This is a genomic window from Aeromicrobium sp., from assembly GCF_047607065.1.
In the GTDB taxonomy this organism is placed as follows: Bacteria; Actinomycetota; Actinomycetes; order Propionibacteriales; family Nocardioidaceae; genus Aeromicrobium.
Genome location: NZ_JASGDU010000007.1, coordinates 1 through 12,069 on the forward strand (window position 1 = coordinate 1; position 12,069 = coordinate 12,069).

General features: G+C 69.4%; 17 protein-coding genes. 8 read left to right on the plus strand and 9 right to left on the minus strand.

What is annotated here, in order from left to right:
* Together QM597_RS00665 and rsmI are read right to left on the minus strand one after the other, a co-directional pair.
* On the minus strand, positions 1–1,544 hold a 1,544-nt coding region (locus tag QM597_RS00665; RefSeq protein WP_415002949.1), incomplete at its 3' end, for an Ig-like domain-containing protein.
* 219 nt (positions 1,545–1,763) lie between these two features.
* Complete coding sequence (gene rsmI / locus QM597_RS00670; RefSeq protein ID WP_415002950.1) at positions 1,764–2,591, minus strand: 16S rRNA (cytidine(1402)-2'-O)-methyltransferase; 828 nt, start codon at positions 2,589–2,591, stop codon at positions 1,764–1,766.
* A 51-nt stretch (positions 2,592–2,642) separates the two neighbouring features.
* On the opposite strand from rsmI, the gene QM597_RS00675 reads away from it, so the two are divergent.
* Positions 2,643–4,121 (plus strand): dolichyl-phosphate-mannose--protein mannosyltransferase, encoded by a 1,479-nt coding sequence (locus tag QM597_RS00675; RefSeq protein WP_415002951.1) that lies wholly within the window; start codon positions 2,643–2,645, stop codon positions 4,119–4,121.
* Between the two features lie 114 nt (positions 4,122–4,235).
* Here the strand turns inward: QM597_RS00675 and QM597_RS00680 are convergent, their stop codons facing one another.
* The 4 genes from QM597_RS00680 to QM597_RS00695 are packed head-to-tail and all read right to left on the minus strand — an operon-like array spanning position 4,236 to position 6,534.
* The gene (locus QM597_RS00680) at positions 4,236–4,841 is read right to left on the minus strand and encodes a TetR family transcriptional regulator (protein WP_415002952.1); all 606 of its coding nucleotides are present in this window, start codon (positions 4,839–4,841) and stop codon (positions 4,236–4,238) included.
* Positions 4,842–5,009, minus strand: a complete 168-nt coding sequence (locus QM597_RS00685; RefSeq protein WP_415002953.1) for a rubredoxin — start codon at positions 5,007–5,009, stop codon at positions 4,842–4,844.
* Positions 5,006–5,284, minus strand: a complete 279-nt coding sequence (locus QM597_RS00690; protein ID WP_415002954.1) for a rubredoxin — start codon at positions 5,282–5,284, stop codon at positions 5,006–5,008. Before QM597_RS00690 ends, QM597_RS00685 begins: the two co-directional genes overlap by 4 nt.
* A complete protein-coding gene (locus tag QM597_RS00695; RefSeq protein ID WP_415002955.1) occupies positions 5,284–6,534 on the minus strand; it encodes an alkane 1-monooxygenase in 1,251 nt (416 codons plus the stop codon). The genes QM597_RS00690 and QM597_RS00695 overlap by 1 nt, the downstream gene beginning before the upstream one ends.
* A gap of 148 nt (positions 6,535–6,682) precedes the next feature.
* Here QM597_RS00695 and QM597_RS00700 point away from each other — a divergent pair, with 148 nt between their 5' ends.
* Both QM597_RS00700 and QM597_RS00705 read left to right on the plus strand, forming a co-directional pair.
* Positions 6,683–7,234, plus strand: a complete 552-nt coding sequence (locus QM597_RS00700) for an RNA polymerase sigma factor (protein ID WP_415002956.1) — start codon at positions 6,683–6,685, stop codon at positions 7,232–7,234.
* Positions 7,231–8,202, plus strand: coding sequence for a DUF4349 domain-containing protein (locus QM597_RS00705; RefSeq protein ID WP_415002957.1), 972 nt, complete (start codon positions 7,231–7,233; stop codon positions 8,200–8,202). The genes QM597_RS00700 and QM597_RS00705 overlap by 4 nt, the downstream gene beginning before the upstream one ends.
* Before the next feature lie 95 nt (positions 8,203–8,297).
* Here the strand turns inward: QM597_RS00705 and rpsN are convergent, their stop codons facing one another.
* Genes rpsN through rpmB form a run of 3 tightly spaced genes read right to left on the minus strand, consistent with a single transcriptional unit; the run spans position 8,298 to position 9,009 of the window.
* Complete coding sequence (gene rpsN, locus QM597_RS00710) at positions 8,298–8,603, minus strand: 30S ribosomal protein S14 (protein ID WP_415002958.1); 306 nt, start codon at positions 8,601–8,603, stop codon at positions 8,298–8,300.
* Positions 8,603–8,773, minus strand: coding sequence for a 50S ribosomal protein L33 (gene rpmG / locus QM597_RS00715; protein ID WP_415002959.1), 171 nt, complete (start codon positions 8,771–8,773; stop codon positions 8,603–8,605). Before rpmG ends, rpsN begins: the two co-directional genes overlap by 1 nt.
* Positions 8,773–9,009 (minus strand): 50S ribosomal protein L28, encoded by a 237-nt coding sequence (rpmB, locus tag QM597_RS00720; RefSeq protein ID WP_415002960.1) that lies wholly within the window; start codon positions 9,007–9,009, stop codon positions 8,773–8,775. Before rpmB ends, rpmG begins: the two co-directional genes overlap by 1 nt.
* A 69-nt stretch (positions 9,010–9,078) precedes the next feature.
* On the opposite strand from rpmB, the gene QM597_RS00725 reads away from it, so the two are divergent.
* The 5 genes from QM597_RS00725 to QM597_RS00745 all read left to right on the plus strand — a co-directional run bounded on the left by QM597_RS00725 (position 9,079) and on the right by QM597_RS00745 (position 11,945).
* On the plus strand, positions 9,079–9,351 hold the full coding sequence (locus tag QM597_RS00725; RefSeq protein WP_415002961.1) for a type B 50S ribosomal protein L31: 273 nt from the start codon (positions 9,079–9,081) through the stop codon (positions 9,349–9,351).
* Positions 9,348–10,430 carry a GTP-binding protein gene (locus tag QM597_RS00730; RefSeq protein ID WP_415002962.1) on the plus strand — a complete coding sequence of 361 codons (1,083 nt, stop codon included), beginning with the start codon at positions 9,348–9,350 and terminating at the stop codon, positions 10,428–10,430. Before QM597_RS00725 ends, QM597_RS00730 begins: the two co-directional genes overlap by 4 nt.
* A gap of 75 nt (positions 10,431–10,505) precedes the next feature.
* A complete protein-coding gene (gene rpmF / locus QM597_RS00735; RefSeq protein WP_415002963.1) occupies positions 10,506–10,700 on the plus strand; it encodes a 50S ribosomal protein L32 in 195 nt (64 codons plus the stop codon).
* A complete protein-coding gene (gene ykgO, locus QM597_RS00740; protein ID WP_344200703.1) occupies positions 10,697–10,819 on the plus strand; it encodes a type B 50S ribosomal protein L36 in 123 nt (40 codons plus the stop codon). The genes rpmF and ykgO overlap by 4 nt, the downstream gene beginning before the upstream one ends.
* 31 nt (positions 10,820–10,850) lie before the next feature.
* Positions 10,851–11,945, plus strand: coding sequence for an FUSC family protein (locus QM597_RS00745; RefSeq protein WP_415002964.1), 1,095 nt, complete (start codon positions 10,851–10,853; stop codon positions 11,943–11,945).
* Positions 11,946–12,069: the final 124 nt, after the last annotated feature.

Here is a 12,069-nt window from a genome sequence, read left to right on the forward strand (position 1 = left end):
GGAGGGGTCGTGGACACGCCGTCGTTCGGCGTGAACACGACCTGCCCGTCCACCACCTCCCACACGCCACCATCAACGGTCAGCGTGGTCACCAGCTCGCCCGTGGCCGGATCCAGCAGACGCAACGTGCCGGTATCCACGTCCGTGATGCCGTCATTACCGAGGACATCGACGGTGACCGGGGTGCCGGGCACCACCACCGCCGTGTCATCAACCGCAGGCTCAGCCACCGTGACCGTGAGCACGGCGCTGTAGGGATTCCCGTCGCCATCCTCCACCACATACGTCACCGGGCCAGGCGGGGTCGTGGACACATCATCATTCGGCGTGAACACGATCTGCCCGTCCACCACCTCCCACACGCCGCCATCGACCGTCAACGTGGTCACCAGATCACCCGTATCCGGATCCACCAGAGACAACGTGCCCGAGTCAACATCGGTAATGCCGTCATTGGACAACACATCCACCGTGACCGGAGCACCCGGCACCACCACCGCACTGTCATCAACCGCAGGCTCGGTAACCGTGAGCGTCAAGGTCGACTCACCGTAGGCGTCACCGGGCGAACTCGTGCGCATCGCCGCCGTCATGTCGGTGTTCGAGACACGGTAGCGAACCGGCTCGGTCACCGCACCGGAGAAGTTCGGGTCGGTCGGAGTGAAGGTCACCTGGCCGGTCGTCGTGTCGACCGCGTACGTGCCGTCGGCGGTCGTCAACGAGGTGCCCCACGTGCTGGTCGTGGGGTTCCACAACTGCACGCTCGCGGGGTCCAGCGCCGCAGGCGTATCCGTCGAATCCTGGTCGTCGTTGCCGAGCAGATCGACCGTATACGGCCCCGCGCCGATCTCGACCGGGGCGTCCTCGTGCGGAACCGGCGGACAGCGCAGCACGTAGGAGGAAGAGAAGTTCGAGAACGTCCACGACTTGCTGCCCACGTGGTAGGTCTCCACGGCCAGGTTCAGCCGAATGGTCCCGGCCGCGACGTCAGCGACCGGAACCGTAGCCGTCACGGTCCGGGTGACCGACACGTTTCTGGCGAAATTATTCGGCAGGCTTCCACCGGAGAGCACGGTCGTGCCGTTGACCAGACTGAACCCACCCACAAAACCTTGGCCGTTCGCCGGGCCGTTGTTGCGTATGGTCATCGTGGCCGACACGGTCGCCAATCCGCCGCCGTCGGCGCATGCGGCTGCGGGCGGGACCAACTTCGCCTGCATCATGCGATACATCTGATTGCTGTCGTTACCTTCATAGCCCACGGGGACGCCGGTGGTGTCGGCGGGAATCGTGACCGTGGCATCGGTACCCGCGAAGAAGGGTGTCACCAGATCATTGGTGGCCGGCGTGGTGGCCGAAGGGTCGGGGTGCGGTGAACCGAGACTCCGGGAGGAGGCATAACTCGTCAGTTCGCCCGTGGTGTTCTCCCACGTCACCGGAGTGACCGTGGTGCTAGCTACTGCGGGGGGGGGAGCCACCCAACCGGTCACCACGACACCGGCCATCAAGGCCAACGCAGGAAGCAGCCGGAACCTTTTACTCACGATCACAAGAAGCCTTACACAGAAATGAGGAAAGAGGAGGCTGCCGCACCAGGCACAGCTTTCTCATACTAACATCTCAGACGGAGAAGGCTGCGAAACCGCGTTAGAGGGTGCGCGGACGGGTTGTGCCTGGTAGCGGACCGAGCGGCATCGGCCCAGGGAAGTACTGAGTGCACTGAAGCACCGCGCAGAGCGGTACGTTCGCAGCGCATCCAGCGCTCAGGAGTGGGCGGCGTCGTAGACGAGATTCTTCGGCGCGCCAGTCGCGGCGGCCACGTGAGCGATGGCGTCGCGGCGGCTCAGTCCCGACGCCTTGGCCTGATCGACCAGATCGGCCAGGCGCGACGGATCGAGGTCGACCTCGGGGGCCGCCGCCCCCGCGATCACGAGCGTCACCTCGCCGCGGACCCCCTGCTCCTGGGATTGCGCCCAGGCGACCAACTCGGCCAGCGTGCCGCGCACGACCTCCTCGTAGGTCTTGGTCAGCTCGCGGCACACCACCGCGCGGCGGTCCGCGCCGAAGGCCCGCGCCAGGGCCTCCAGGGTCGCCTCGGTGCGATGCGGCGACTCGAAGAAGACCAGCGTGCGGCGCTCACTCGCCAGGTCGGCGAAGAACCGGTCGCGCGATCCGGGCTTGCGCGGCGGGAAGCCCTCGAAGGCGAAACGGTCCACCGGCAGCCCGGAAATGGCCAGCGCGGTCAGCACCGCCGACGGCCCGGGGATCACACTGACCTCCACCCCCGCCTCGACCGCCCCCGCGACCAGCCGGTAGCCCGGATCGGACACGCTCGGCATGCCCGCATCGGTCACGAGAACGACGGTGTGACCGTCCCGCAGCAGGTCCACAAGTTCACCGGTGCGCGCCTGCTCGTTGCCCTCGAAGAACGACACGACGCGCCCCCGCGTCTCGACGCCCAGGTCGGCGACGAGCCGCGCGAGCCGGCGGGTGTCCTCCGCCGCGATGACATCGGCGCTCGACAGCGCCGGACCGAGCCGGCGCGACACGTCCCCGACTTGGCCGATCGAGGTCCCCGCGAGGATCAACATGCCTGCATCGTGCCACCTCCGGCGTTCCCGCAGCCGGGCTAGGGTGGGCGCGTGCTGCGCCTGTCCGAGCGCGCCTGGGGCTGGATCGGCCCCCTGGGCGTCACCACGCTCGCCTTCGTCGTCCGGGTCTGGAACGTCGGCAAGCCCTCACACCTGCTCTTCGACGAGACCTATTACGCCAAACACGCCTGGTCGATGCTGGAGGTCGGCTACGCGCGTGACGCCCCCAGCACCGCCGACGATCAAATCGCCCGCGGCATCACCTCCGGCCTGTTCACCGACGCCCCCACCCAGGTCGCCCACCCCGAGGCCGGCAAGTGGCTCATCGCCCTCGGCGAGCGGGCCTTCGGCATGGACGCCTTCGGCTGGCGCATCGCCTCGGTCGTCGTCGGCGCGCTGACCGTGCTGGTCCTCGCCCGGCTCGTGCGGCGCCTGACCGGCTCGACCTGGCTGGGCTGCCTGGCCGGGCTGCTGCTGTGCGTCGACGGGATGCACTTCGTCATGTCGCGCCTGGCGCTGCTCGACGGCTTCCTGACCTTCTGGATCCTCTCCGGCATCGCCTGCATCGTGGCCGACCGCGACCGCATGGTGACGCGGCTCGACGTCGATCTGCGGTGGCGGCCGGTCCGCCCGTGGCAGCTGCTGGCGGGCGTGTGCTTCGGGATGGCCGTGGCGACGAAGTGGAGCGGGCTGTTCCCGTTGGCCGTGGCCGGGCTGCTCGTCGTGGGCTGGGAGGCGGCCTGCCGCTGGCGATCACCCTTGCGTGGTCCGGCCGGCTCCGTGACCGGCTGGTGGATTCGCACGCTCGCGGTCGTCGGTGCCCCGGCCTTCGCCTCCCTCGTGCTGGTCGCCGCCGGGGTCTACCTGGCGACGTGGACCGGATGGCTGCTCCATCACGAGGTGTACGCCGCGCGCTTCGACCTCGGCGACGGCAACCGGTTCAGCCAGCTGTGGCAGTTCCATCTGCTCGACTGGCGCTTCCACACCGGCGACTATCTGGCCGGGCAGACCCACCCGTACCAGTCCGAGGCCTGGGGTTGGCCGCTGCTGAACCGTCCGGTCGGCGTCGAGGCGCAGAACGACCTGCCGGCCGCCATGTGCGATGCGGGCCGCGGCGATTCGTGCATCCGGGTCATCACGCTGCTGGGCAATCCGCTCGTCTGGTGGCTCGGCTCTGCGGCGGTCGTCGCCTCGGCGGCGCTGTGGGTGTGGGAGCGCTCGTGGCACCACGGCCTCGTCCTGGCGATGATCGGCGCGCTGTGGCTGCCGTGGTTCCGCTTCGACGACCGGCCGATCTTCTCGTTCTACGCCGTGACGATGCTGCCGCTGATGATCGTGGCCATCGCCCTCGTGCTGCGGGAGGTGTGGGACGCATCGGCCGGCGGATCGCGCCGCATGCTGCTCGGCGGCATCGTGGCCTATCTCGCGGTCACGGTGGCGCTGTTCTGGTGGTTCCACCCGATCTGGACCGGCGAGACCATCCCGCGTTCGGCGTGGGCGGCCCGCATGTGGTTCTCCGCCTGGATCTGAAGACCCCGGCAAACCCGGTCTTCCCGCTGGCTGAGGTGCGAGCGACGGTCCCTGAGGTGCGAGGCCGCTCGCGGCCGAGCCTCGAAGGGTGCGGCCTCGCACCTCACGGTCCGGTCAGGCCGAGGCGCCGCGGAGGGCGAGGCGCAGGATCCAGGCGATGTCGGCGGCGGCCTCCGGGGCGGGCTTGGAGGGCCGGGTGATCGCCGACAGCACGAGCCGCACGACGCTCTCGACGGCAATGTCCAGCTCGGCGTCCGACAACGGCAGCACCTGACCCTTGTCGAGCACGCACTGCTTGACCACGGTGCAGGCCGCCTCGACGATCTCGCCGGAGTCGACGGTGAGGATCGCCAGCAGGTCCGGCGGGTGGTCGCCGGGCACCGAGCCGACGATGGCCCGCACCAGCATGTTGCTCCCGGCCAGGTCGAGCACGCCCTCGCACGCCCACTGGACCGCATGCACGAGGTCGTCGCGCTCGGTCATGCGCACGCGGACGAGATCGAGGAAGCGCGCCAACTCGCGCATCGCCAGGTGCTCGGCGAGCGCCCGCTTGGCACCCACCTCGTTGTAGACGGTCTGACGGCTCACCCCGACCTCGTCGGCGACTGCGGCCATCGTCACCTTCGACCAGCCGCGCCGCTCCATGAGCGCCAGCGCGGCATCGAGGAGCCGGTCGCGCAGGAGTTCTTGGGTCTCGGCCCGGAACGTCGTGACGGTCACTCAGGCGACCTGAACCATAGTGAAGTCGGCCTTGGCCGCGCCGCAGTCGGGGCAGGTCCAGTCGTCGGGGATGTCCTCCCACTTCGTGCCGGGCGGGAAGCCCTCCTCCTCCCAGCCCTGCGCCTCGTCGTAGATGAAGCCGCACTGCTGGCATTCCCAGACCTTCATGCCCGAGCCTCCTCACGCGCCGCCCGCTCGACCTCGGCCCGCTGCCGGGCGAGGGCCTGCTCGCGAGTCTCGGCGCTGACGACGTTGCCGTCCTGGTCGTTGTGTACGAATTCCTCGATCGGCAGGAAGTCGACCTGCTCGCGCACCGCGCAGTCCGGGCAGGTCCAGTCCGCGTCGATCTCGGCGAACGACGTGCCTGCGCGCCACCCCTCGCGGGGGTCTCCGGCGGCCTCGTCGTAGACGTACTCGCAGTTGGGACAGATGAACTTCGCCATCAGGCGGCCTCCTCCAGTTCAGCGTCGGCAGCACCGTACTTCGCGTAGTACGCGGCCTTCTTGGGCGGGTGGATGTTCGCCAGGGTGATGTCGCCGTCGTAGTGCGAGAGCACGCGCTCGTCCATGACCTTGCGCCAGATCGCGGGGATCCAGGTGAGCACGATCATGCCCGCGTAGCCGGTGGGCAGCACCGGAGCGTCCTTGAAGTCGCGCAGCGCCTGATAGCGGCGGGTGGGGTTGGCGTGGTGGTCGCTGTGGCGCTGCAGGTGGTACAGCAGCACATTGGTCCCAATGTTGTTGGAGTTCCACGAATGCGAGGGGTTGACCCGCTCGTAGCGGCCCGAGGCGAGTTTCTGGCGCTTCATGCCGTAGTGCTCCAGGTAGTTGACGCTCTCCAGCAGCCAGATGCCGATGATCGCCTGCAGGACGAGGAACGGGACGATCTGCCAGCCGAAGGCCGCCATCGCGAAGCCCCACAGCACGACGGTGAACATCCAGGCGTTGATGAGGTCGTTCTTGAGGCTGATCGGCGACTTCTTGAGGCGGGCGAAGCGCTTCTGTTCCAGCCCCCACGCGCTCTTGAGGCTGCCGATGACGGTGCGCGGCATGAAGCCCCAGACGGTCTCGCCGATGCGGCCCGAAGCGGGGTCCTCCGGGGTGGCGACGCGCACGTGGTGACCCCGGTTGTGCTCGATGAAGAAGTGCCCGTAGGCGGTCTGAGCGAGCGCGATGCGGGCGAACCAGCGCTCGTGTTCCTCCTTCTTGTGGCCGAGTTCGTGGGCGGTGTTGATGCCGATGCCGGCGACCAAGCCCATGCCGGTGGCCAGGCCGATCTTGTCAGCCACCGACAGGTGATCGCCGATGCCGGGCAGCACCTGGGCGGCGTTGCCGTAAACGTCCCAGCCGAAGAGGGAGCCGTCGCCGATGACCAGGCAGCCCCACGGAAAGCCGGCGATCTGGGCCGGGATGAAGGCGTAGGTGACCCAGCGGTAGAAGCGGTCCTCTTCCAGCGCCTCGATCAGCTCATCGGGCGGGTTGTTCGGATCGAGACCGGCGACAAGGTCAACGAGCGGCACGATGACGAACAGGATCACCGGGCCGAACCACCACCAGAAACTCCATTCGGTCGCCGCGTAGGCGCCCCAGATGATGAGCGGGATCAGGGGCATGATCGCCCCCATGATCCACAGATAACGCTTCTTGTCGGTCCATTCGATCCTGCGACCGTCGACCACGGTTGACACCGTCATTCGCCACTCCTCCTGAAGCCCACTTGACATCAGCTTATGACATGTCAAGTTGATTGACAAGAGAATGTGACATGTAAAGGCGAGACGGTTGACCAGCCTTCGGACATCTATGGTCAGAGGAACACTCGCGCCACCGAAAGGGCAAGCCGTGGACGATGCCACCGACCGGAGCCTGACCGCGCGAGCCCGCGCGGGTGATCGCGGGGCGTTCGGCCAGCTCTACGACCGCCACGTGCGCCCGGTCTACGGGCAGGCCTACGGCATCCTCGGAGACCATGCTGCGGCCGAGGATGCGACCCAGGAGACCTTCGTCACCGCGTGGCGCAAACTCCCGACCATCACCACCGAGGACTCACTGCTGCCGTGGCTGCTCGTCACGGCCCGCTACACCGCCCTCAACGCCCGTCGTGCGGCACAACGCCGTCGCCTCCACGACGACGCCCTGACCGACGACTTACCGGCGGGCGATGACGTCGAGCGGGCGGCCGCCAACGTCCGCGTCCGGGAGGAGATCGCCCGTGCGGTGGCGCGCCTGTCGGAGGTCGACCGCACACTGTACGAACTCTGCCTCGAAGACGGCCTGACCTACGCCGAGGCCGCCGAACGCCTCGGCCTCACCCATGCCTCGGTGCGCAACCGCCTGTCACGCCTGCGGGCCACACTGCGCGCCGACCTGCGAGCCATCCGGGAGACGACATGACCGACGACCATTCCCCTGACACGCCCCTGATCGACGAGGCACGCATCGCCGCCCTTCGGGTACACGTCATGGACGGCGTGGAGGCTGCTGTGCGCCGCCGTGGACGTCGGGCGCGCCTCGTCGGCGGCGGCCTCACCCTGGCGGTCCTCCTGCTGGCCGGCGGCATCGGCGCGGCCGCCCTGGTCGATTCTCCGCGCGACAATCACACCCTCACCGGCTCCCCTGGCGATACCGCCGCCGATCCCTCGCAGATGTTCACCAAAGGGACGGCCGAGTCGATGCCGGCGAGCGCCGACGAGGCCCTATCCACCGAGTCAGCCCCCCGCGAGGACGCTGCCGTCGTCGTCACCGGCGAGGCGCGGCTCGTCACCGGCGACCCGGCGAAGACCGCTACCGCGTTCGGCGCGTGGGTCGAAGGCGAGGGCGGCCGCGTCGATCATCGCGCGGACCGCGACGAGCACACCGAGATGACCGTGCGGGTGCCGGCCGACGATGCCACCGCCGCCCTGGAGCACCTGCGCGGCCTCGGCGAGGTGGAGTCGAGCTGGATGGACCGGCTCGACGTCACGAGTCAGGTGAGCGACCTCGATGCCCGCATCGCCGCGCTGCGCACCTCGGTGGACCGACTCACCGCGATCCTGGCCTCCTCGGCCACCACCGCCGAGGTCATCGAGGCCGAGTCCAGCTTGACCCAGCGCCAAGCCGAACTCGACAGTCTCCTAGCCCAGCGCGCGGCACTGGGGGAACAAGTCGACTTCTCGATGATCTATGTGACTTTCGATGCGACTACCGAGGCCGCCCACGTCGAGCCGGGCGGTTTCCTCGGGGGCCTGCGCACCGGCTGGGACAGCCTCATTGGCGCGGTCAACGCCGTAGTGACGGCGGCCGGCGTCGCCACCCCGTGGCTGGGGATGCTGCTCGTGGCGGCCGGCCTCGCCTGGCTCACCCACCGCGCCACCCGCCGGTAACCGCCGGACCTACCCGCAGAACCTCCTAACGGGTCCCCGCCACGGGCCGAGCGCAGCGAAGCAGACGCCCGGACGCAGCCCGGCGGCCACGCGGTTTACCAGGACGACTTCGTGATGCCCGGCAGGTGGCCGGCGTGGGCTTCGTTGCGGAAGCGGATCCGCGACAGCCCGGCCTTGCCGACGTGTCCGCGCGGGCGGCCGTCGACCTGGTCGCGCTTGCGCACCCGGATGGCCGCGGAGTCGCGCGGCAGCTTGGCGAGCGCCCGCGAGGCCGCCATCCGTTCGGCCATCGGCAGGCTCTCGTCCTTGCTCGCCTTGCGCAGTTCGGCCCGCCGCTCGGCGTACCGTTCCACGATCTGCTTGCGCCGTTCGTTCTGTACGATCTTGCTGCGCTTGGCCATCAGCGCTCCTCCTTGAAGTCGACGTGCCGACGCACGACGGGGTCGAATTTGCGCAGCACGATCCGGTCCGGGTCGTTGCGGCGGTTCTTGCGGGTGACGTAGGTGTAGCCCGTTCCGGCCGTGGAGCGGAGCTTGACGATGGGGCGCACGTCGTTGCCCTTGCGCGCCATCAGAGCTTCTCCCCGCGGGCGAGGATCGCGGCGACGACGGCGTCGATGCCGCGCTGGTCGATGGTCTTGATCCCCCGCGCGCTGAGCGTCAGCGTCACGTGACGACCGAGGCTCGGCACCCAGTACCGCTTCTTCTGGAGATTCACGTCGAAGCGGCGCTTGGTGCGCCGGTGCGAGTGGGAGACGTGGTGACCGAATCCGGGTCCGGCACCGGTCACCTGGCAGGTTCCCGCCATGTCGGTCTTCCTTCCTTCACGACTTCTGTACTATGGGACTCATTCTCAATAAGCATACGTGAGGACCTGATGAAGAAGAACCTGCACCCGGCCTACGGTCCCGTGGTCTTCCGCGACACCTCGTCCGGAGCGACCGTCCTGACCCGGTCGACGCTCGCGGCCACCACCGAGGAGACCGTCGAGATCGACGGCGTCGCCTACCCCGTGGTCAACGTCGAGATCTCCAGCGACAGCCACCCGTTCTGGACCGGCAAGGGCCGCGTCGTCGACTCCGAGGGCCGCGTCGAGGCCTTCCACCGTCGCTACGGCACCGGAGGCGGACGGGCCGGAGCCGACCGATGACGCGCACGACTCCGGTCATCCTCGTCACCGGGATCGACGCCGCCGCCATGGAGGCCGCCACCGTCGGCCTGCAGTTCGACCTGCCGCAGGCCGCCGTCATGCGGCACAGCCTCGATGTCGCGGCGCAGACCCTGACCCGGCGCGTGAGCGATCTCGGCGGCCTGGTGGAGTCCGAGCAGATGGACCTCGACCACGCCTGCGTCAGCTGCGCGCTGCGCGAGGACATCGTCCCGACGCTCGAACGGCTGGCCGCAGCCGGTCGCTGGGGCGCGATCATCGCCCATCTGCCGGTCTCGGCCGAGGCCCTCCAGGTCTGCCGGGTCATCGCCATGGACCGTCGCATCGCCCCGCACGTGCGGATCAGCGCCGTCGTCCACGCCCTCGACGGCACCACCGCCTACGACGACCTGCTCGGCGACGACCTGCTGGTCGAGCGCGGCGCCCACACCAGCGAGGACGACACCCGCGGCCTCGCCGAGGCGCACTGCGCCCTGGTCGAGTACGCCGACGCCATCGTGGCCATCGGCGATCTCGACGAACCGGACACCCACCTGGTCCAGGCCATCGCCCGGCCCACCGCGCTCCTGGCGCGCGACGCCTGCGCGCTCGACCCGGCCGGGCTGACCGGAGACCTGCACCAGCATGCCCGCACCGAGCGCTGGGTCGATGTCGTCCGGCGCGGCACGCTGCCGCCGCTGGAATCGGAGCACGTCTGGCGGCTCGACCTGCGTTCGCCGCGTCCCCTGCATCCGGGGCGGCTACTCGACGGCATCGAGGCGCTCGGCGGCGGGCCGCGCCGCTCGCGCGGTTGCTTCTGGCTGCCGACCCGGCCCGGATCGATCTGCGCGTGGGACGGTGCCGGAGGACAGCTCAGCATCGGCACGGCCTCGCCGTGGGGCCGCAGCACCCCGCTGACCCGCATCGTGGTCACCGGGGTCGATGACGAACGCGAGGCCCTGGTCGACGCCTTCCAACGCGCCCTGCTGACCGAGACCGAGCAGATCGACCGCGGCCTGTACTGGGAGGTCGCCCACGACGGCCTCGAACCCTGGCTCGGACGCATCTCCCGCGCCGCCTGACTTCGCCGGTCCCTGAGGTGCGAGGGCGCCCCGCGCCCGAGCCTCGAAGGGACACCACTCAAGCAAAGGAAAATCATGGCCGTCCCCAAACGCAAGACCTCCCGCAGCAACACCCGGCACCGCCGCTCGCAGTGGAAGGCCACCGCAACCCAGCTCGTCCCGGTCACGGTCGAGGGGCGCACCGTGCGCGTCCCGCGACGGCTCGTCAAGGCCGTCCAGAGCGGCCTGGTCGACATCTCCTCCCTCCCCACCGTCAGGAGTCCCCGATGAAGGTCCGCAACTCGCTGAAGTCGCTCAAGAACCAGCCCGGTTCGCAGGTCGTCCGCCGCCGTGGCCGCACCTATGTCATCAACAAGCAGAATCCGCGCCTGAAGGCCCGTCAGGGCTGATCGCCGTCGGGGCGGCCCCTACGCTGGGGCCATGCCCGACGCACCGAATCCGTCGGCCCGCGACGACCGGCCGGGGCCGCTGCGCGTGACGCTCGGCGAACTCGGCCGGTGGCAGCGCGTCGAGGTCGACGTGGTGCAGATGTTGGCGGCGGGGCTGGCCATCGCGGTGCCCTTCGCCGCCGGCGTCGCCACCGACCGCCTCGCCGACGGTGTGGTCGCCACCGTCGGGGCACTGCTGGTCTCCAGCAGCGGCCAGGTCGGGCCGGCCAGGACGCGATTCGCCGAGCTGGCCGCGAGCGTTCCGGTCAGCACCGTCGGCGCGGGCCTCGGCGCCCTGTTGGGCGACCTGTCCCCGCTCGGCGCGCTGGCCTTCGTCGCCGGAGCCACTGCGGCGACCGTGTTCGGGGCGATCCGTCCCAGCCTGACCAAGGCCGCCGTGCAACTGCAGGTGGCGACCATCATCGGGGTGACCGTGGTGCAGACGGACCTGACGCCACTGCGCGTGGCGGGCCTGTTCGCCGTCGGGGCGCTCGGCGGGGCCGCCCTGACGATGCTGGCCTATGCGCTGACCCGGCTGATCGCTCGCAGTCCGCTGCCGCAGGCCCCCGCTCGGCGCTCGTGGCGGGCCGATCTGACCGCCTGGTGGACCGGTCTGCACAGTCTCGCGGCGTGGCACTATCCGCTGCGCCTCGCCAGTTGCCTCGCGGTGGCGATGGCGTGCGTGCTCGCCCTGCCGAGCGGGCATTCGACGTGGATCCTGCTGACGGTCATCATCGTCGTCCAGCGGGACCACCGCGCCGCCGTGGTCCGCACGCTGCAGCGCGGCGTCGGGACCGCCCTCGGTATCGTCGTCGGTGCGCTCATGCTGGCGCTGTTGTCGGGCTGGGCGATGGTCGCCCTGGTCGGCGTCATCGGCGCGATCCGCGGGCATTTGAAGGTGGCGAACTACACGGCCTACACCTTGGCGATGACGCCGCTCGTGGTCGTCATCTTGGGCCTGAGTCACCACGGGGACAACGGATCGCTCATGGCCGAACGTGTTACCGACACCGGGATCGGCTGCCTCATCTCCCTGCTGATCGGCCACGCCCTCTGGAGCCGCATCCACTGGCCCCCACCCGCCTAGGTCGTGTTGATCAAGTTGGTCTTGATCCAGATCAGGGTCGCGGCGAGGCAGATGCCAGCGCGGTAGTTGCGGGCGAGTTTGTCTGAGCGCATCGCGATACCGCGCCACTGCTTGAGCCTGTTGA